Raw genomic sequence first — 20,857 nt, 5'->3', positions numbered from 1 at the left:
CAACTAGCCGTATGTATGCGTTTGTGGCATTTATGTGCCCCTCTACTACCTGTTTGTATAATAAAGCCTTCTTTTCAGTGTTACCCCCCCCCGCGTTAGTTTTAATTAGCACACGCTTTCGTTCTACCTCTGTGTAGTAATGCAGGAATTTCTTGTACTCTTCCATGAACGCTTTATATTCTTGTGTACATATTTTATACATTAAATTCACAGATCGATTAGCCATTTAATAAAGTTAATCACGCGCTGTTTTTCCCGACAACTGCCGGAAGAACCAGTGAAATGTTAAGTCTGTCTGTAATTAGGGCTACCTTGTGTGCTTATTGCAGCTTCGCTTTCGTTATCCCTCTCAGTACTATGTCTGCATCAGTTGAAAACTTCTTGGTAAAATTCTTTAGAACTCTACCTCTTCTCGGTCATTTCCCGTACTTCCAGCCATATCCACACCTTTAGCTGCCCAACACATTGTTTCAATGTACCTAGCAAGTTGTGCCACAGTCGGTGCTTCAAACAAGTTGCGTACAGACAAATCTATCTCAAAGGCATCGCGTATTCGAGAAACCAGTTGAGTCGCTAGTAAAGAATGACCACCCAATTCAAAGAAATTATTGTGGACACCGACTTGCTGTTTTCCCAAGACCTTAGCCCAAATTTCCACTAGCACCTCTTCTACGGATGTCCGTGGTGCCAGATAATCTTCTTTTATATCCAGCGTGAGTGTATCGAGTGCTCTTAAAGCATGGCGGTCTATTTTGCCGTTGGGTGTCAGTGGAAGGGATTCTAGCACCATAAGGGCTGCTGGTATCATGTAAGCTGGTAACTTTTGTTTCAGGTATTGGCTAAGATCACTCATCAGTGCTGAGTCAGATGTTCCTCTCAAGACTCGACCTTCAGGACTCAGAACAATATAAGCAACCAAAAGCTTATCACCAGGTATGTCTTCTGTAGCAATGACTACTGTTTCTTCCACTGCTGGATGTTGACTCAGCACCGCTTCAATCTCTCCCAACTCAATGCGGAAGCCGCGAATCTTCACTTGATTGTCGATGCGACCTAAAAATTCAATATTGCCATCTGGTAGATAGCGGGCTAAGTCACCCGTCTGATAAAGACGGGCTTCTAGTTTATTACTAAAAGGATTAGGAATGAAGCGTTCAGCATTAAGGTAGGGACGATTGAGATATTCTCGCGCCAGTCCATCACCGCCGATGTACAACTCGCCGACAACACCAATAGGCACAGGTTGTAAATTGGTATCAAGTAGATAAATCTGTGTGTTCGTAATGGGGCGACCAATGGGAATAGATATGGCTAATTCTGGTAATTTTTGCACACAGTAATAAGAAGAAAATGTGGTATTTTCTGTAGGACCATAAACATGAATGAATTGCTTTGGTGAACCATTTTTTATAACTTTTCTAACCCACCTTATATCAACACTCTCTCCACCAAATAGCAAATATCGTAACGAAGCAAAAGCTTGCGGACAATCTCTGGCAATTTGTTGAAATAAGGCAGTGGTCAAAAACAGAACGCTGATGTTTTTTTGTCGTAGTTGTAATGCCAATTCGTGAGGCGAAATGATGATATCTTTGCTAATTCCAAAAAGTTGAGCGCCGTTAAGTAGCGCCCCCCAAATCTCAAATGTTGCTGCATCAAAGGAAGTATTTGAGGCTTGGGCAATTTTATCAGCAGGTTGCAATTTTACATAGTTTGTGTTGCACACCAGGCGATTTACAGCTTTGTGAGTGACAGCCACTCCCTTAGGCTTTCCTGTAGAGCCAGAAGTATAAATGACATAGGCTAAGTTGTGGCTATTCACATCACTTTGGGGGGTTGCTTCACTTTCTTGGGCAATAATTTCCCAGTCTTTATCTATACAGACAATTGGGTTTGAGAAAGCTTCAAAATGCTTGAGCAACTTTTCCTGAGTCAGCAATACTGGAACCTGTGCATCTTCAAGCATGAAATTCAGACGCTCTTGAGGATAGCTAGGGTCTAAAGGTACATACGCTCCCCCTGCTTTCAAGATGCCCAGCAACCCGACTATCATTTCTGGTGAAGGCTCGATAGAAATGCCTACTAAAACTTCCGAATCTATCCCCAATTTTTGTAGGTGGTGTGCTAGTTTATTGCTGCGGATATTCAACTCCTGGTAGGTGAGTTGCTCATTTTCAAAGATGACTGCTATGGAATCAGGATGTTGCTCTACCTGCTCTTCAAACAACTGATGAATACACCTATCTTGAGGATAATCGGCATAGGTGTTATTCCATTTCACTAATACCTGATGTAGCTCCTGTTCGCTCAATAGCGGTAGATTTGCAATTCGTTGTTCTGGATTAGAAACAAGACCTTCTAGCATTGTTTTAAAATGTTCTAGCATTCGGGTAATAGTGGCTTGATCAAATAAATCAGTGTTGTACACCATTACACCTCTAATACCTTCGGAATGCTCCCAGTTTGCTCCCCATAAACTCCGAAAATCCTCAGAACATTTCCACAGGTGCAACTCCAAATCAAAGCGCGTTGTTTTAAAGTCAATATTTATAAAGCTAGGCACTAACCCAGGCAATTCTAGCGCCGACATTGGCGCATTCTCAAAACCAAACACCACTTGAAATAACGGATGGTGGCTCAAGTTTCGCTCTGGATGCAGTTCCTCAACTAGCTTTTCAAAAGGCAAATCTTGGTGACTGTATGCTCCTAGTGTGACCTCTCGTACTCTGCCTAGCAGTTCCCGGAAAGTTGGGTTTCCACTAAGGTGAGTGCGTAGCACCAAACTATTGACAAAAAAACCAATGAGTCCTTCGATTTCGCTGCGGTTACGGTTAGCAATTGGCGAACCAACGGCAATATCTTCTTGGTGTGTGTAGCGATAAAGCAACGTCTGAAATGCTGCCAGCAGCGTCATAAATAAGGTGACACCTTCTTGCTGCGAAAGTCTTTGCAGTGCATCACATAACTTTTTCGGTAACTCTAGAAATTGTGTTGCTCCTTGATAGCTTTGTATAGCTGGTCTCGGTCTGTCTGTAGGCAGATGCAACATGGAAATGCCGTTTAATTGCTGCTGCCAATAAACTAACTGGGTTTGCAGCACTTCTCCTTGTAACCATTCGCGCTGCCAGTGGGCAAAGTCGGCGTACTGGAGAGGCAGTTCCGGCAAGGATGTAGAGACGTTGCATGCAACATCTCTACAAGCTGTGTAAAGCGTTGCCAGTTCCCGAATCAGTACCCCGATAGACCAATCGTCGCAGATAATGTGGTGCATATTCAGCACGAGAATATGTTCTGTCTCCCAAAGCTGTAGCAGCATCACTCGCAGCAAAGGTCCACAGGACAAATCGAAAGGACGTTCTATCTCTGCCGTAACGATGCGCTTTGCTTGTGCCTCCTGTTCGTCTGCTCTTATGTGCCGCAGGTCTAATAGAGAAAGGGGTATGGTTAGAGAGGCTGCAATGACTTGCACAGGTTGCCCCTCTAGCACTTTAAATGTAGTCCGTAAGGCTTCGTGGCGATGCACGATTTCGTTAAACGTTTGTTCTAGTGCCGCTAAATTGAGCGAACCTGTCAAGCGAATGACTGTCGGCACATTATAAAGGGTATTGCCGGGTATCAACTGGTCGAGAAACCACAGCCGCTGTTGGGCAAAAGATGTAGGAAAGACAAAGACCTCTTGAGAAGACATAAAGTATAAACTTTTTGAACCATGTTTTCAGCATATGGGATGCAAGATATGACATAGACAAATTTATCCAAAGTTCTGTGTTTTTAATAAGTCATAGATTGAGCTATAAGCAATGACTTAAAAGCAGTTGAATTTTGATTACGCAATTTAACTTTCAATTAATTAAGTGTATAGCTAAGATATATGTAAACAATTGATTATGTTTCCCCACTCAAATAACAATATAACTTAAGATAGATGCGGAAGCTATCAGCTTCCTGGGTCTTAACCTCACACGAGCGAGAAGACAAAGATAAAAATGAGTATCACCATTGCCGATTACAACCTCATCGAAGTCATTTATGACGATACCACTACCTGTGTTTACCGTGCTTCGAGAGAGTCAGAGGAAACCTCGGTGATTATTAAAACTCTTAAAGCTGAGTATCCCACTCTCGAACAGTTGACCCAATTAAAACACGAATATCAAATACTCCAAACCTTGGACATAGAAGGAATTGTTAAACCCCTAGCATTGGAAACTTATCAAAATGGTTTAGCACTAATTTTATCAGATGTTGGGGGAGAAAGCCTGAAAAATTTTATCACCAAGCGAAATTTTGATTTAAGCAATTTTTTGCAAATTGCTATTCAATTGTCTTCAACGCTGGCTCAGTTACATCAAAACAATATTATTCACAAAGATATTAAACCCCAGAATATCCTTATCAATGCGAAAACAGGTCAAGTTAAAATTATAGACTTTAGCATTTCATCGCGTCTATCGAGTGAAAATCAGACAGCCAATAACCCCAATTTGCTTGAAGGCACTCTAGCCTACATGTCACCAGAGCAAACAGGAAGGATGAACCGCTCAATTGACTACCGAAGTGACTTTTACTCCTTAGGTGTCACCTTCTATGAAATGTTAACAGGACAGCTACCTTTTCAAACGACCGACCCTTTGGAATTAGTTCATTGCCATATTGCTAAAACACCTGTTCCACCTAAACAACTTAATCCAAAGATTCCCCAAGCAGTTTCTGATCTTGTGATGAAATTATTAGCCAAGACTGCTGAAGAGAGATATCAAAATGCCTTGGGACTAAAAGCAGACTTAGAGGAGTGCCTAACAAGACTACAAGCAACAGGAAAAATTGAAGATTTTGTTGTTGGTCAACTCGATTTATACAGCCAATTTATTATTCCGCAAAAACTTTATGGTCGGGAAAAAGAAGTTGCCACCCTAATGGATGCCTTTGAGCGAGTTAGCCTTGGGGCAACCGAAATGATGTTAGTGAGTGGTTACTCAGGTATTGGCAAATCTTCCTTAGTGAATGAAGTTCATAAACCCATTGTGCGCCAGCGGGGTTACTTTATTTCTGGTAAGTTTGACCAATTTAAACGGAATATTCCTTATGCTTCCTTGATTCAAGCGTTTCAGGAATTAATCCGGCAGTTACTAACCGAAAGTGCTGATAAGATAGCCGGCTGGAAAGCAAAACTTTTAGAAGCCTTAGGTTCTAATGGTCAGGTGATTATTGATGTGATTCCGGAAGTTGAAAGGATTATTGGTGTTCAGCCAGATGTTCCTCAATTGGGACCAACTGAATCGCAAAACCGATTTAATCGGTTGTTTCAACAATTCATTCATGTATTTACCAAACCCGAACACCCATTGGTTCTCTTCTTGGATGACTTACAGTGGGCAGATTTAGCTTCCTTGAAGTTGATTCAGTTGCTTGCCTGTGAGCCAAATAGTCAATATTTGCTACTGATTGGAGCGTATCGAGATAACGAAGTCAGTGCAACTCATCCGTTGATGGTGACTTTAGAAGAAATTCAAGAAAAGGGTGCAGTTGTTAACAATATTGTGCTCCAACCTTTGCATATCACTCATGTCAATCAATTAATCAGTGATACCTTCCGCAGTGACACGTTAAAGACAATATCGCTGGCTGAGTTAGTGTTTAACAAAACTCAGGGAAATCCTTTCTTCTTAACTCAGTTACTCAAATCTCTATATAACGAAAACCTATTGTCCTTTAATTTCGATCAAGGTTGCTGGCAGTGGGATATTCAGCTACTGCAAGACATTGATATCACTGATAATGTCGTTGAATTGATGATTAATCAGATTCATAAATTATCACTAAAAACACAGAATATTTTAAAATTGTCTGCCTGTATAGGAGATAAATTTACCTTAGATATTCTGGGTATTGTTAATCAAAAATCGTTGTCTGAAACAGCCGTAGATTTGTGGGAATCTTTGCAGACGGGTCTAGTTTTACCCTTAGACCAATCTTACAAAATTCCTTTAGTTATTAGTACTGTGCAAAATGAACAACTCACAAATGACCTAGATGCACAAGCAGCTTCCCGAAGCGTAGAACAACTGACAATTGCCTACAAGTTTCTACATGACCGAGTACAGCAAGCAGCTTATGCTCTCATTCCAGATTCGCAAAAAAAAGAAACTCATCTCAAAATTGGTCAATTGTTACTACAAAATATTACGCCGGAAGAACGAAAAGAAAATATCTTTGCTTTGGTCAACCAACTGAATTATGGTACCGACTTACTCACCTTAGAGTCGGAAAAATATGAGCTGGCTGAACTTAATCTCATAGCAGGTCAGAAAGCGAAAGCAGCGGCGGCGTATGAGTCGGCTATGCGCTATCTAAAGGTGGGTTTGGAATTATTAGCGGTAAATAGCTGGCAGAATCAATATGAGCTAACACTAGCACTTTATGAGTCAGGGGTAGAAACAGCGTACCTGAACGGCGATTTTGAGCAGATGGAGAAATGGGCAACGGTTGTCCTACAGCAAGCAAAAAGCCCTATTGACAAAATGAAAGTCTATGAGGTCAAAATCCAGGCTTGCATGGCGCAAGTGAAACAGCTTGAAGCGATCGAGATCGGGTTACAAGCACTAGAACTACTGGGGATTAGCTTCCCAGAGTCGCCTAGCGCCTCGGATATCGAGCAAACACTGACTCAAACAGCAAGAAATTTAAGCGGGAGAAATATCGAAGACCTGATTAACCTACCATTAATGACGGAGGTGGATAAGCTAGCAGCTGTAAGGATGTTAGCATGCCTAGGTTCTCCGACTTATCAAGCTGGACCTGCCTTGTTGCCGTTAATTGCGTGCGAACAGCTGAATTTGTCCATCGAATATGGAAATTCCCCTTTCTCAGCTTATAGTTATGTTCTTTACAGCATCATGATCAACGGGTTGTTTCAGGACATTGAGTCGGCTTATCAATTTGGCAAGTTGGCTTTAAGTCTTGTAGAAAAATTCAATGCTGTAGAACTCAAAACAAGTGTCTTTTTCGTGGCAGGTTCATCTGCGTTTCATGGAAAAGTTCATGCTAAGGAAACGTTGCCACTTTTGCAGGATTCATACTCTAGTGGATTGGAAAACGGACATTTTGAATATGGTGGTTATGCCGCCATGCAAAAATGCTACTATTCATATCTCATCGGTCAAGAATTGGCAAAAGTTGAACGAGAAATGGCAGCAATCAGTAATGTCCTTGCTCAACTTAAGCAAGAGAACGCCTTGAGTTGGAATCAAATATTTCAGCAGTCAATTCTTAATTTGCTAGAACCTTGTGAAAAACCGTGTTGTTTATTAGGTGAAGCATACAACGAGGAGAAATCTTTACCGGTGCTTAAGCAAGCCAATGACAGAACCGGACTTCACTACTTCTATTCAAACAAACTGATACTCTGTTATTTATTTGGAGAGTACCATCAAGCATTGGAAAATGGAGTTCAAGCCGAACAGTATTTAGATGGGGTAAAAGGATTCTTGATTGTGCCAGTATTTCATTTTTATGATTCTTTAGCACAACTAGCGATTTATCCATCAGTACCACACTCACAACAAGAACACCTCTTGAGCAAGGTGACAAAAAACCAGGAAAAGATGCGAAAATGGGCAGATCATGCTCCAATGAATTTTCTGCATAAATATGAGCTTGTGGAGGCAGAGAAAGCGCGGGTATTAGGTCAATATTGGCAAGCAATGGAATATTATGATCGAGCCATTGCGATCGCTAAAGAGCAAGGATATATCCAGGAAGAAGCGCTCTTCAATGAACTGGCAGCAAAGTTTTATTTTGAGTGTGGCAAACAAAAGGTGGCTCAGACTTATTTAACTGATGCTTACTATGGGTATATTCATTGGGGAGCAACGGCAAAAATCAAAGATTTAGAAGCAAGATATCCTCACATCTTCTTCCAGATACCGCAGCGGGAAACCAAAGGTTTAGATACGAATACAGCTAGTGTCGGTTCTCTGGATTTAGGCGCAGTTATGAAAGCATCCCTTGCGCTTTCCGGCGAAATTCTTTTAGACAAATTACTAGCTAAATTGATGCAGATTGTGATAGAAAATGCTGGTGCAGAAACAGGATTTTTAATTTTAGAAAAATCAGGACAGTTACTCATAAAAGCCTCAAGCTTCGGGCAAAATGAGATAACGGTACAGCCATCGATCCCAGTAGAAACTAGTCAGCAGCTACCCATATCTGTCATTAATTATGTGCGAAGTACTCAGGAGAATATCTTACTGAATGACGCTAGCTCTGAGGGAGTATTTACGACAGATAGTTATATCATCAACAAAAAACCAAAATCCATTTTGTGTACGCCAATTGTTAATCAAGGTAAACTTATTGGCATTCTTTATTTGGAAAATAATTTGACCACTGGTGCATTTACGCCGAAGCGGTTGGAAGTTTTACAACTTTTATCCTCTCAAGCAGCAATCTCGATTGAAAATGCGCGTCTTTATAATGATTTAGAGGAATATAACCGGACATTAGCAGCGAGAGTCGAAGAGCGAACCTTGGAGTTACAAGATAAAAATTTACAACTCCAACAGGAAATCAAAGAACGCAAGCGAGCAGAAGAAGCAGCCAAAGCGGCTAACCTTGCTAAGAGCCAATTTCTGGCTAACATGAGTCATGAACTCCGTACCCCGCTTAATGGTATTTTGGGTTACACTCAAATCTTTAAGAAAGATAAAGCTTTAACTGCCCAACAAAAGAATGGTGTTGATATTATTCATCACTGCGGCGAACATCTACTGACATTGATCAACGATATTTTAGACCTCTCCAAAATCGAAGCTCGGAAAATGGAACTTTATTCAAAAGAGTTTGTTTTTCCGGAATTTCTCGAGAGTATTGCTGATATTTGCCGTATCCGTACCAAAGAAAAGGACATTTCGTTAATTTACAACAAGCTTTCTCCACTACCAAAAGTCATTCGAGCAGATGAAAAACGGTTGCGTCAGGTTTTGATTAATTTACTTAGCAATGCGGTTAAATTTACAGAAAAAGGTAGTATAACTTTGAAAGTGGGCTATCAAGAGGAGAAACTGCGGTTTCAAGTAGAAGATACAGGTATTGGCATTGCACAAGAGCAATTAGAAGAAATATTTTTGCCATTCCAGCAGGTGGGTGAGGATAGCCGTAAGACTGAAGGAACAGGATTGGGACTGGCAATTAGCCGTCAATTAGTTCAGCTGATGGGCGGCGAACTGAAGGTGAAGAGTACCTTAGGGAAAGGAAGCGTTTTTTGGCTAGATTTGGACTTACCTGAGGTTTTCCACCATACTGATGTGAAAAGCCTTGTTCAACGCAAAATTATTGGTTTTGTTGGCTGTAAACGGAAAGTTTTAGTGGTAGACGATAAATGGTCAAACCGTTCGGTTTTGGTCAATCTACTACAACCTTTAGGGTTTGAAGTTGTGGAGGCGACAGATGGCTTAGACGGTCTTAACAAAGCGAGTGAATTTAAGCCCGATGTCATTTTTATGGACTTGGTCATGACCGTAATGGACGGCTTTGAAGCTACCCGTCGCCTAAGAATGTTACCAGAGTTAAAGGATGTGGTGGTGATTGCCGCCTCGGCTAGCGTTTTTGATTTCGATCAAAAGCAGAGTCAAGAAGTCGGTTGCGATGATTTTCTTTCCAAACCAATCCGGGAAGCCGACCTTTTAGAAAGATTACAGATTCACTTGGGGTTGGAATGGGTTTATGAGGAGCAGGAAAGCAGCGAACAATTCACAACTCAGCAACGCCAGTCCGCTCAAGCTCGGGAGCTTCCGCACGCGGCTGGCTCCTCACAACTCACAACTCAGGACTCACTTGTGGCTCCACCAGCAGAGGAACTGGCAATCTTGCTTGATTTGGCGATGAGGGGCGACTTGAGAGGCATTACACAACGAGCGGTAAAATTAGAGGAGCTAGATGAACGATGGATACCGTTTGCCACCCATTTGCGCCAACTTGCCAAAGGTTTTAAAGGAAAAGAAATTCTGGAGTTTCTTAAACAATATTAATTAAGAAAATTTTTATGACTGATTTGACTGAGAAAGGTGTCATTTTAATTGTTGATGACAATCCCACAAATTTAGAAATATTGTTCGATTTTTTAGTCGATTCTGGATTTACAGTCTTGGTTGCTGAAGATGGCGAAAGTGCGATCGCCAGAGCTGAATATGCCCCACCTGATCTCATCCTGTTGGACATACTCATGCCGGGACTAGACGGATTTCAAACGTGTTGCCGTCTGAAAGATAATGAGTTAACAAAAGACATTCCCATCATTTTCATGACCGCACTTTCCGAAACAGTGGATAAGGTCAAAGGCTTGAATCTTGGTGCAGTGGATTACATCACCAAACCGCTTCAGCATGAAGAGGTTTTAGCCCGGATCGAACTCCATCTGAGGCTTCGGAACCTAACTAAAACACTCCAAGAGCAAAATCTGCAAATCCGCGAACAAGCTGCTTTGCTAGATATCACCACAGATGCAATTCTAGTTAGAGACTTGGACAACCAAATCCGTTTTTGGAACAGAGGGGCTGAACATTTGTATGGATGGAAGGCAATAGAAGCAATTGGTAAGAATGCTAATCAGCTTCTATATCCAGAGGAAACCCGCTCTCTACTCCAAAACCTCAAGGAAAGTTTACCTGAGCGTGGCTCGTGGCAGGGTGAGTTGCATCAAGTGACCAAAGAAGGCAAGGAAATAATTGTTGCTAGCCGTTGGACTTTGATGCGCGATCAAAATGACGAACCTAAATCGATTCTGACTGTTAACACCGACATTACAGAGAAAAAACAACTCGAAGCGCAGTTTCTCCGAGCGCAGCGACTGGAGAGTATTGGCACACTTGCTGGTGGCATTGCACATGACCTAAACAATATTCTGACTCCAATTCTGACAGCAGCGCAACTGTTGCCCCTAAAACTCTCCTGTACTGATGAGCAAAGTCAGCAGATGTTTAACACCATAGAAACTAATGCTAAACGCGGGGCGGCATTGGTCAAGCAAGTGCTACAGTTTGCACGTGGAGTAGAAGGCAAGCGCACGATTGTGCAGGTAAACCACTTGTTCTCAGAAATCCAGCAGATTGTCCAAGAGACGTTTCCCAAATCCATTGAATTTTCCACAAATATAAAGTCAGACCTTTGGGCTGTCGTTGGAGATGCTACACATTTGCATCAGGTGCTGATGAACCTAGTTGTCAACGCTCGCGATGCCATGACGGGCGGCGGAACTTTGAATATCTCTGCTGAAAATGTGTTTATTGACGAAAACTATGTCCGCATGAATCTTGAGGCAAGTGTCGGTCCCTACATTGTGATCACTGTTGCAGATACGGGAATCGGTATGTCGCCAAAAATATTGGATAGAATATTCGAGCCGTTTTTCACCACTAAAGAGTTTGGCAAAGGTACAGGTTTGGGTCTTTCAACCGTAAGGGGCATTATCACAAGCCATGGTGGTTTTGTGAACGTATCCAGCAACCTTGACAAAGGAACTGAATTTAAAGTGTTCTTGCCAGCGGTGGAGGCAACAGCAACGCCGCTTGCAGACAATCTCGAACTACCAAAAGGCAACGGAGAATTGGTTCTCGTTGTGGATGACGAAGCCCCAATTTTAGAGACGACCAAAATCTCGTTAGAAACTTACAATTATAGAGTATTGACAGCCAGCGATGGAATTGAGGCGCTCGCGTTGTATGCCCAACACAAAGATGAAATTAGTGTGGTGTTGGTGGATATGATGATGCCGTCAATGGACGGAGCACTCACCATTCGCGCATTGCAAAAAATGAATTCGCGTGTCACGATTGTTGCTGTCAGCGGTCTTTATGCCACCGATAAACAGGTGGGGGTTTCTGGGGTCAAAGCATTTCTTTCTAAGCCCTACATGACAAAGGAATTATTGCAAACTTTACACAGCATTCTTTGCCAGGAAGCGAGAAACCCAGAAAGTGCAAAAAATTCCGCGAGATGGAACGGGTCGATGACGAAATTAATACCCAACCAAAACGGGAGCATCCCAAATGTTTGAGTTTTTTTTAAACGCAAAGGAACGCAGAGGTTGGTGCAGTGAAAAGTTCTGCAGGAGGGTTAGCCCGACCTAGGAAACTTTTCAAGACAAAGGAACGCAGAGTGTTAATCACAAGTAACTACTATAGCAATCCTAAATCATTTATAAACCAATACCGTTCAGATAAGACCAGAATCCTTATCAGGAACACAATGTAGAGACGCGCCATGGCGCGTCTCTACATACGTGATTTTTTATACATCAATCTTAACTGAACCGTATTGATTTATAAACAATTCCTAATTCCCTGTTAAGCGTTCCCTGCCCCTATGAGGCAATTTACAACTCAAATAAGACTGCTATATATCTTAGTCTTTTTGCGTCACCTCCAAATAAATATGCTCTAACCGCACTGGTTGACGAGCAATCGAATCAAGAGAAATGCCATCAAACCGAGATAGAATTTCCTTTAATTCTAGTTGTTCCGGCACCCAAAAAGCCAAATCATGACCATAATGCCGAGGCGTGAAACCACATTCTATACCCCTGGCGATTGCTTGTTGTTCATCTGAAGTCTGAACTATCACAATTTCCTTTGCTGGAATTTGTTTGCTAAGTTCTGCTAGACTACCCTCAACCAAAATCCGGCCCTTTTTCAAAATACCAATTTTGTGACAAAGACGCTCAGCTTCATCTAATAAATGAGTCGTCAGCAAAACCGTAATTCCCTGATTTTTCAGTTGTCGAATCAACTCCCATATTTCGTATCGTGCTTCAATATCCAAACCTGTCGTCGGTTCATCAAGAATAACTAACTTCGGCTGATGTACTAATGCAACTGCAATATTTAAGCGCCGCTGCATTCCACCACTGAGCGTTTCCACGGGACTTTTTGCCCTATCTAACAGGTTAACAGCCTCCAATGTTGCTTGTACCTGTTGCCGACGAATTTTAGGGTCTAATCCGTAAATTTGAGCAAAAAAATTAAGGTTTTCCTCACAAGATAAAGTTTTATACAGTAAATTTTCTTGAGGGGCAATTCCAATGATTTTTTTTGTTTCTTCCGAAACAGGCTGATTGTAAATTGAGATATATCCACTATCACCTTTGAGTAAATTACAAATAATATTAATTGTTGTTGTTTTTCCGGCTCCATTTGCACCCAATAAACCATAAATTTCCCCAGATTCAATGTGCATTGTCAAATCTTGAAGAACTTTTCTTTTCCCGTAAGCCTTATTCAAATTTTTGATTCTTAGCATAGCTTTAAGGAGAACTGGGGACTAGGAAGATGGAAAGAAGCGGTGGTTGTGAGATAGAGAGAATAATTTTTGGCTCTTGACTCTTGACTTTTCACAATCTTTTTTCTACCATCAACATCCGCCGATAAGACAACCATCCACCAATAACCATTACAAGAGCAAATATTGATAAAAATTGAAAGTGAGATGCAATATCTGCTACTTCATTCCCCTGAGCAGAAGCTCCCAAAAGTGCTTCATTCATGTGATATATGGGATTAAACTTTGCGATATCCAGTAGTGTTTTAGGGAACAATGAAGCGGGGAAAAAAACTCCACCTAGAATTAACAAAGGAACCCCGAAAGCTGCTACTAATGCGTTAACATCTTCGGTACGACGAGCCAATTGTGTACCCAAAATAAATCCCAAACCTACATAAGAAACTATACTCATAATTATTATTATGAGTCCTAAGAATATAGAGCCTTTGAAGGTAGCACCCCAAAATCCAGCAATGATGTAAACAAGCAGTGTTTGCCCAAAACCAATACAGCTATGAGCCAGAAAAATTCCCAAAAAATAAGATGTACCACTCAAGGGAGAAATAAAAAGGCGTTTGAGAGTTTGCTGCTCTCGTTCTGCAACCACAGTTGCTACACTACCACCCAAACAGCTAAAAAATAGTGCTGCGCCAACCAAAGTTGAAGGTGCTGCATTCTCAAACGCAAGGTCGATTGTTAATTTCGCCCGTTCTGCCAAAATCATTCCATTAAGAATTAAGACTGAAATTGGAAAAATACTCCAAAAAATCAAGCTGCGTCTTCTTCGTAACAATTCAATTAAGATGCGCTGAGTCACAGCCATCGTTTCACGCCAGTACTTCATCTTCAATATAAATAATTACTGGATTGCCATTATTGACTTATCAATTACTAGGGAAAACAAAAAACTATTCAGGTTTTAGTCCATCCAGCAAAATGGAAATCATTTCATCCACCATGACTTCCCCAGGTGCAGAACCAGGTACGGTTTTAACATAGGGAATGCTTTCCATGACAGACAAAAAGAACCCAGCAAGCAGTTCCGGGCGAGCGTTCCGGATTTCCCCTCGCTCTTGTGCTTGGACAAATACCTGTCGAATTGGCTCAAACATAGATTGCTGGGCGCAAGCCGCTAGCCTTTTGATATTCTCCTCACCCAACAAGGGCAAATCCATGTGTACCATGCTCAAGAAATGGATGGGAGGCTGAGAGAGAAACCACCTAGAAGCTGCATGAAGTTGCGAACGCAAAAGCGCGCGCCTCAAAGGGGCGCGCAAATCACCTCCTGCATCGTGAATTACTTGCTGTAAACCTGTTCGGTGGCGCTCAAACATTTGCTCAGTTACAGCCACAAAAAGTTGCTCCTTACTGGGAAAGTGATAGTACAACGATGCCTGACGAATTCCCACCTCATAAGCAATATCCCGCATGGTCACTGCATTGTAGCCTCGCGTGCGAAATAGCCGCTCTGCCTCATTGAGAATGCGCGAGCGTCCACCACAGGAGGTTTCTTTTGGAGACAGGGGGTAGTCTGCCAATCTCTAGCCTACCTAACGTTTAGTAGTCAACTATCAAATAGTATATTAAACTGGCAAATAAATAATGTTCTAGTTTGTTAACCCAATCTTGCCGTTTTGTGTCCCTTCGGCTAGAAACTCGTTGGCTACTCAGGTTGAGGGTTCAGAATTCTCAAAAGCGACAACTGTTGAGAATTCTGCCCCTTCTGCCTAAATCATTTCGTTAAGAATTAAGACTGATATTGGAAAAATACTTCAAAATATCAGGCTACATCTTTGTCCCAATAATTCAATTAAAATGCGCTCTCTTTAAAGCCATTGTTTCACGCCAATACTTCATCGGTGAGGAGTTAATTTCGTAACACATGAGTCAAGTATTCAATTCACCAGAATCGCATACCATCTCCCGTCGCGCATTACTGAAATTGTTTGGTGTGGGTGCTGCTACAGGAGTATTGGGATACTCTCGTTTTACTAAGCCAAAACCAACTGTTTTTCAACAAGATACCCTAAATTTGCCACGAATATTAAATCAACAGAAAAGTGTTGTAGTTGTTGGTGGTGGTTTGGCTGGTTTAGCTTGTGCTTATGAACTAAGTCAAAGAGGGTTTGCAGTCACGCTGTTGGAGAAATCTCCCCAACTTGGTGGCAAAATTGCCAGCTGGCAAATTGAAGTTCAAGGCGACACCTTCAGAATGGAGCATGGCTTTCATGGCTTTTTTCCTCAGTACTATAATCTGAATACTTTAGTTGCAGAACTGGAGATTTCTGAGAATTTCAAGTCATTAAATTCCTACTCTGTTGTTTACCGTAATACTAAATATAAACCAGAGGTATTTCGTCCCAGTCATTCTGCTTTCCCTTGGAACATTGTAGATTTAGCCATAGCCTCTCCCAATCGCTTTCGATGGGGCATTAATCTGACAAAATTGAAACACCTGCAAGTCTTCCAAGCTATTGGTGGTTTTGAGAGAGAAAAGAATTATCGGCGTTTTGATAATATATCGGTTGCTGATTGGGTAGAGGAAGAATTTCCCAGGGGTTTATATGACTTGTATTTTCTGCCTTTTGCCAAATCTAGTTTGAATGCACCAGACACAATGAGTGTTGCTGAACTTATGCAGTTCTTCCACTTTTATTTTTTTGGCAACCCTGAAGGACTCGCTTTTAATGGCACTAAAGATGATATGGGAACAAGTTTGGTGCAACCTATAGCTAAAGCTATTCAAAGTAAAGGTGGCAAAATTATGACAGGGGTCATAGTGAGTGAAATTCAGGCTGCACAGGGCAAGATAAATTCACTCAGCTATCAGGTTGGTAATAATACAAATAACGTCCCTTTTTGGGTAAAGCGTAACGACAATGTAGAGACGCGCCATGGCGCGTCTCTACAGTATTATGGTGCTGCTGATGAAGTCTTTGCCTTGCCAGATGGTGCTCAAGAAGTAATTTCTCTCACCTGCACTCACCAAGGTTGTACTGTGAAAATGGCAGAGGATGGCAAGTTTCATTGCCCTTGTCATGGAGCGGTTTTCGCAGCTGATGGTAAAGTGTTGAAAGGTCCAGCACAACGGGATTTACCCAAATTTAAAGTCGTACAGCGTCAGGATGATGGTTTGCAATTGATAGGAGCAAATCTTAATTCAGTATCACCAGAGATAATTCAAGCAGATTACTACGTTTTCGCTACCGATGTACCTGGTGTACAGCAGCTATTTCGGCAAATCAATGGTGATGTTAATGGAGTCGTGCGATCGCCCTCTGGGGCGCTGCACTCCGTGCAATCGCAAGTCGAAAAGTTGAGCCTTGCCGATCCATTCGCTGTTTGTCGTTTTTGGTTTGACCGCGATTTTGAGTGGCAACACAGTTATTTTACTTCTTTATCTGGTTATCAGCTCACTGACAGCATCACCCTCTATCACCGCATTCAAGAGCAATTTATTGAATGGGCAAAACGCAATGGTGGTAGTGTGGTGGAATTACACGCTTACTGCTACAAAGAAAAACAATTCCCCAACCAAGAAGCATTGTTAACGACATTTGAGCAGGAACTCTATGAAATTGTGCCTGAGTTAAAGCAAGCAAAAATGCTACATCGGGAATTGGTGAATCAAAAGAACTTCTCTGGATATCCCCCCAACAGTTACGCCGAACGCCCAGAAACTAGTACCAATATCTCTAACTTGGTGTTTGCTGGAGATTGGGTAAAAATGCCATTTCCCTGCGGCTTGATGGAAAGGGCGGTGAGTAGTGGCTTACTAGCAGCCAATGAAATTTTACATCAAGAGGGTTTGCAGAGGCGATCGCTTTTGTCAGTCAGTCCAGAAGGGTTATTGCAGATTTAAGCTAGGACAAGAAAAAAAGCCCAGGTGACGAATCTGGGCTTAATCATTAAGCTATTTGGCATGAATCAGGGATCGTACAAATTTGCTATGGACTGTTTAAGTTGTCCAAAAACCTTTGTAAATCAGTTATGAATTAACTTTACCAAAAGTATAAATTGCACTATGTTCACTTCTTGCGGGAAATGTCTTAAGCTTGCGAAAACTTTCTCAAGGTCATCATCTTGCACCTCACCGCTGTAAACTTGAGCGTTACCCATATTTTCCCACTTAGAGAATGAAACCACAGATATAGCGGTTTGCAATTGGGTAAGGTACACCAAAGAAATAATGAACCACAGATGGACACAGATGGACACAGATAAATTTGTACTTCATTCAAACGAGAACCGCTATAAGCACAGATAAACACAGGTAAAGCTTCATCTGTGTGTATCTGTGGTTCTTAATTTTACTCCTAAGTGAACTTGGCACTGACAACTGTCAGCAATTTTTTTCTTTTCAGCAGCTACAACTGATTTCGATATGCTTTTGGTGTCATTGACGTATGCTTGCGAAACAGTGCTATGAAGTGGCTTGGACTGCGAAAGCCAACATACTCACAAATCTCTACAACGGATAATTTTTTCTCTGCCAGTAGTATCTTTGCTCGCTCAATTCGACAATTCATCACGTATTGATGAGGAGTAAAACCCGTTGACTTCTTAAAGAGGCGAGCAAAGTGATAGGGACTCATTTGCACTACGCTTGCAAGTTGAGCAAGTGTCAACTCATTCTCAAGATTGTCATTGATATACTCGAGTGTGCTACACAACTTGTAGTTGGGTAAACCACCACTCATCTCTTGGACGCGTTGCTTGGAGGTAGAATGTTGCTGTAGCAAATAACTCGCTAGCGCGGTTGCTAGTGATTCACCATAAAGACGTCCAGACAAACATCCAGATTCAAGTTCTGCCTTAAGCGCCAGCCCAATATGTTGAATTTGGGGACTGACTACTCCCAAACTAGGTGCAATTTCAATACAATCCGCATAGCCTAACTCCTGTGCAACTTGGGTGACAAGAGCAGGTTGAAGGCGTAGCACGAGGAAATCACTAGCCTCTAAATAGACCCCTTTACATGGTAAACCAGGAGGAAGAATTGTTATTTCACCGTGTGTAAAGCGCTTGCTAAGAAGACGCCCATCCCACATCAGTTCTGCTTTAGCTGGACGCTTAAAGTGTAGGTTAATGACATAATCCGATAACAATTGTGAAGGCAACTCGTGGGCAGGCATATGCCAGTATTCGGCAAGAATATTCTTCCACCCTGCTTTCTCACTAGAAAGAATTGGTGTAACAAATTTATTCAGTGCTATCTCTGGGTGAGAACCCTGATCGTCTATAACTTTATCTTCTGGCATTGCTGTCGCCATTGATATTTACTTAAACCAATAACTACACAGATAGTCAATGATGGACTTATGACCAAACAGCGCAACACCGCTCACCTATGCTGCTTAGTCATAAATATTAACATAAATATTAACACTTTATGTAGTCTTATTTACCGGGGGCAATACGGCTCGGATAAGCGTTTGGGTTGCAGGGGATCAGCTGCAGCACCTTTGAGAAAAATTAATGCCCATTAACCCTACCGAAGAGCATCACCTGATTGAACATCAAACCAGTGGATATTCTGAGACGGCAAAGCTAATGTCATTTGTTCATTATGCCATTTTTGGTCTGGAGGTAACAAAGCACGCACGGTCAACGGTTCTCCCTGAGAATTGGCAACACGAACACTTATCAAATTGTGCATACCTAAGTTTTCCACCAGATACACTTGACCTTGAATCGTCTGTGTATCATCTGGTTGTGCAATGCGGACGTGTTCTGGACGGATTCCTAACACAATTTCTGGTGGTACTGTTGGTATATCTGGCAGCACCATTCTTGAATGACCTAACATTGCGTAATGTCCCTTACAGGGTAGGGTCAGCAAATTCATTTGCGGACTGCCAACAAATCCAGCTACAAATAAATTAGCTGGATGGTTGTAGATGCGCTCTGGTGGGTCGAGTTGCTGGACGAGACCGTTGTTAAGTACAGCCACTTTTGTGGAAAGCGTCATCGCTTCTGTCTGGTCATGAGTCACATAAACCACTGGGGCTTTTTGGGCAGCAAATATTTGCTTAATATCAGCTCGGACTCGTTCACGCAAGAGCGCATCTAGGTTACTCAGCGGTTCATCAAGCAAGTAAACTTGAGCGCGACGCACCAACGCCCGACCGACGGCTACCCTTTGTCTTTGTCCCCCTGATAATTGACCTGGTTTGCGTTGCAATAATTCTTCTAATCCTAGAAGTTTTGCAACTTCTGTCACTCGCTGTTGAATTTCAGCGCGAGGGGTTTTTTTCAGCTTCAGTCCAGAGGCTAGGTTTTCGTACACACTCATGTGGGGATAAAGCGCATAGCTTTGAAACACCATCGCCATATTGCGATCGCCTGGTCGCTTAAATGTAATATCCTCGCCTCCAAGAAATATCCGACCACGAGTAGGTTCTTCCAACCCTGCAATCATTCGCAGTGTCGTAGACTTACCACAGCCACTTGGACCTAGTAAAGTGAGAAATTCATTGTCATCTACACTCAAGTTAACGTCTTTAACTGGAATAACTTTGGGAGTATATGTTTTATTTAAGTTTTTCAGTTCAAGTGTCGCCATGATTTTTATTAAGGGAGTACAGAGTAAGGAACAGGGATTGTTAGTAGTGAGTAGAATAACTAACTACTACCCAGGCTCCTATCAACCTTTAACAGCACCAGCAGTCAGACCTTGAATAATCTTGCGCTGGAAAAACAAAACGAGTAAAACCAAAGGCAATGTGCCAACAACGGTTGCTGCAGCAATCGAACCATAAGGAATTTCAAAGACTGATGCACCACCTAATTGTGCCGCAGCAACGGGAATGGTTTTCATCTCTTCACGAGTAATAAACGTCAGAGCAAAGATAAACTCATTCCAGGCAAAAATAAAGGTGAGAATTCCAGTAGTCACCAAAGCAGGAATTGTCATGGGTAGTAATATTTGCACTAGCATTTGCCAAGTGTTGTAGCCATCTACCCTTGCGGAATCTTCCAAATCTTTTGGTAATTGCTGAAAAAAGCTACGTAACACCAGAATTGTCAAAGGTAAATTAATAGCAATGTAGGGAATAATGAGCGCTAAATAGTTGTTGCCTAGATGCAACCATTGGATAATTTCCAATAGTCCCAAAAACAATAAAATTCCAGGGAACAAAGTCACAATGAGGATACCTGCAAGGATGGCTTTTCCACCCCAAGGACGCAACCGTGCTAAAGCGTAAGCAGCAGGCGCACCCAGCGCTAAAGATAAAGCTGTGGAAACAATTGAGACAAAGGCACTATTTAATATGTATCGCCAAAACGGACGACGAATGAATAATTCAGTGTAGTGATTGAGAGTAATCCGAGTGGGAAAATAAACAGTGGGAATTTTAGCAATATCCTGATTCAACTTAAATGAGGTCAGTAATTGCCACATGACTGGGGCTAAACAGAAAATGACAACTAAGGCGATCGCCACCCAAAGCAAAATCTTTTTTCCCGAATTTTTTATCCTTGTTTCTGGTTGAGGATTTGCCGTCAATTTTTCCTGAGTTACTGCCATATAAATTTTGGA

9 protein-coding genes and 1 pseudogene are annotated in these 20,857 nt (G+C 41.9%); 3 read left to right on the top strand and 7 right to left on the bottom strand.

What is annotated here, in order from left to right:
* Positions 1-394 precede the first annotated feature (394 nt).
* Positions 395-3,688, bottom strand: a pseudogene (locus tag MAS10914_RS0120490) (non-ribosomal peptide synthetase); the annotation flags it as partial.
* Between the two features lie 298 nt (positions 3,689-3,986).
* Here MAS10914_RS0120490 and MAS10914_RS0120485 point away from each other — a divergent pair.
* The gene (locus MAS10914_RS0120485) at positions 3,987-10,028 is read left to right on the top strand and encodes a hybrid sensor histidine kinase/response regulator (RefSeq protein ID WP_017317815.1); all 6,042 of its coding nucleotides are present in this window, start codon (positions 3,987-3,989) and stop codon (positions 10,026-10,028) included.
* 14 nt (positions 10,029-10,042) lie between these two features.
* Positions 10,043-12,052 (top strand): ATP-binding response regulator, encoded by a 2,010-nt coding sequence (locus tag MAS10914_RS0120480; protein WP_017317814.1) that lies wholly within the window; start codon positions 10,043-10,045, stop codon positions 12,050-12,052.
* 347 nt (positions 12,053-12,399) lie between these two features.
* Here the strand turns inward: MAS10914_RS0120480 and MAS10914_RS0120475 are convergent, their stop codons facing one another.
* From MAS10914_RS0120475 to MAS10914_RS0120465, 3 genes are all read right to left on the bottom strand, one after another.
* Complete coding sequence (locus MAS10914_RS0120475; protein WP_026082698.1) at positions 12,400-13,293, bottom strand: ABC transporter ATP-binding protein; 894 nt, start codon at positions 13,291-13,293, stop codon at positions 12,400-12,402.
* Between the two features lie 91 nt (positions 13,294-13,384).
* Positions 13,385-14,158 (bottom strand): ABC transporter permease, encoded by a 774-nt coding sequence (locus tag MAS10914_RS0120470; protein ID WP_017317812.1) that lies wholly within the window; start codon positions 14,156-14,158, stop codon positions 13,385-13,387.
* A 64-nt stretch (positions 14,159-14,222) separates the two neighbouring features.
* Complete coding sequence (locus tag MAS10914_RS0120465) at positions 14,223-14,852, bottom strand: TetR/AcrR family transcriptional regulator (protein ID WP_017317811.1); 630 nt, start codon at positions 14,850-14,852, stop codon at positions 14,223-14,225.
* Between the two features lie 344 nt (positions 14,853-15,196).
* On the opposite strand from MAS10914_RS0120465, the gene MAS10914_RS0120460 reads away from it, so the two are divergent.
* Positions 15,197-17,176 (top strand): FAD-dependent oxidoreductase, encoded by a 1,980-nt coding sequence (locus MAS10914_RS0120460; protein ID WP_017317810.1) that lies wholly within the window; start codon positions 15,197-15,199, stop codon positions 17,174-17,176.
* A gap of 505 nt (positions 17,177-17,681) precedes the next feature.
* Here the strand turns inward: MAS10914_RS0120460 and MAS10914_RS0120450 are convergent.
* The 3 genes from MAS10914_RS0120450 to MAS10914_RS0120440 all read right to left on the bottom strand — a co-directional run bounded on the left by MAS10914_RS0120450 (position 17,682) and on the right by MAS10914_RS0120440 (position 20,845).
* Positions 17,682-18,587, bottom strand: coding sequence for a helix-turn-helix domain-containing protein (locus MAS10914_RS0120450; protein ID WP_017317808.1), 906 nt, complete (start codon positions 18,585-18,587; stop codon positions 17,682-17,684).
* Positions 18,588-18,805: 218 nt separating this feature from the next.
* Positions 18,806-19,879, bottom strand: a complete 1,074-nt coding sequence (locus MAS10914_RS0120445) for an ABC transporter ATP-binding protein (RefSeq protein ID WP_017317807.1) — start codon at positions 19,877-19,879, stop codon at positions 18,806-18,808.
* A gap of 81 nt (positions 19,880-19,960) precedes the next feature.
* Positions 19,961-20,845 (bottom strand): carbohydrate ABC transporter permease, encoded by an 885-nt coding sequence (locus MAS10914_RS0120440; RefSeq protein WP_017317806.1) that lies wholly within the window; start codon positions 20,843-20,845, stop codon positions 19,961-19,963.
* Positions 20,846-20,857: the final 12 nt, after the last annotated feature.

This window comes from Mastigocladopsis repens PCC 10914, assembly GCF_000315565.1.
GTDB lineage: Bacteria > Cyanobacteriota > Cyanobacteriia > Cyanobacteriales > Nostocaceae > Mastigocladopsis > Mastigocladopsis repens.
The sequence above is the reverse complement of the archived record's forward strand: the minus strand, read 5'-3'. Positions and strand labels throughout refer to the sequence as shown.

What these genes read in the sequence shown, in the direction of transcription:
- MAS10914_RS0120485 (WP_017317815.1), top strand. Translation starts at nt 3,987, where the DNA reads ATGAGTATCACCATTGCCGATTACAACCTCATCGAAGTCATTTATGAC.
- MAS10914_RS0120480 (WP_017317814.1), top strand. Translation starts at nt 10,043, where the DNA reads ATGACTGATTTGACTGAGAAAGGTGTCATTTTAATTGTTGATGACAAT.
- MAS10914_RS0120475 (WP_026082698.1), bottom strand. Translation starts at nt 13,293, where the DNA reads ATGCTAAGAATCAAAAATTTGAATAAGGCTTACGGGAAAAGAAAAGTT.
- MAS10914_RS0120470 (WP_017317812.1), bottom strand. Translation starts at nt 14,158, where the DNA reads ATGAAGTACTGGCGTGAAACGATGGCTGTGACTCAGCGCATCTTAATT.
- MAS10914_RS0120460 (WP_017317810.1), top strand. Translation starts at nt 15,197, where the DNA reads ATGAGTCAAGTATTCAATTCACCAGAATCGCATACCATCTCCCGTCGC.
- MAS10914_RS0120450 (WP_017317808.1), bottom strand. Translation starts at nt 18,587, where the DNA reads ATGGCGACAGCAATGCCAGAAGATAAAGTTATAGACGATCAGGGTTCT.
- MAS10914_RS0120445 (WP_017317807.1), bottom strand. Translation starts at nt 19,879, where the DNA reads ATGGCGACACTTGAACTGAAAAACTTAAATAAAACATATACTCCCAAA.
- MAS10914_RS0120440 (WP_017317806.1), bottom strand. Translation starts at nt 20,845, where the DNA reads ATGGCAGTAACTCAGGAAAAATTGACGGCAAATCCTCAACCAGAAACA.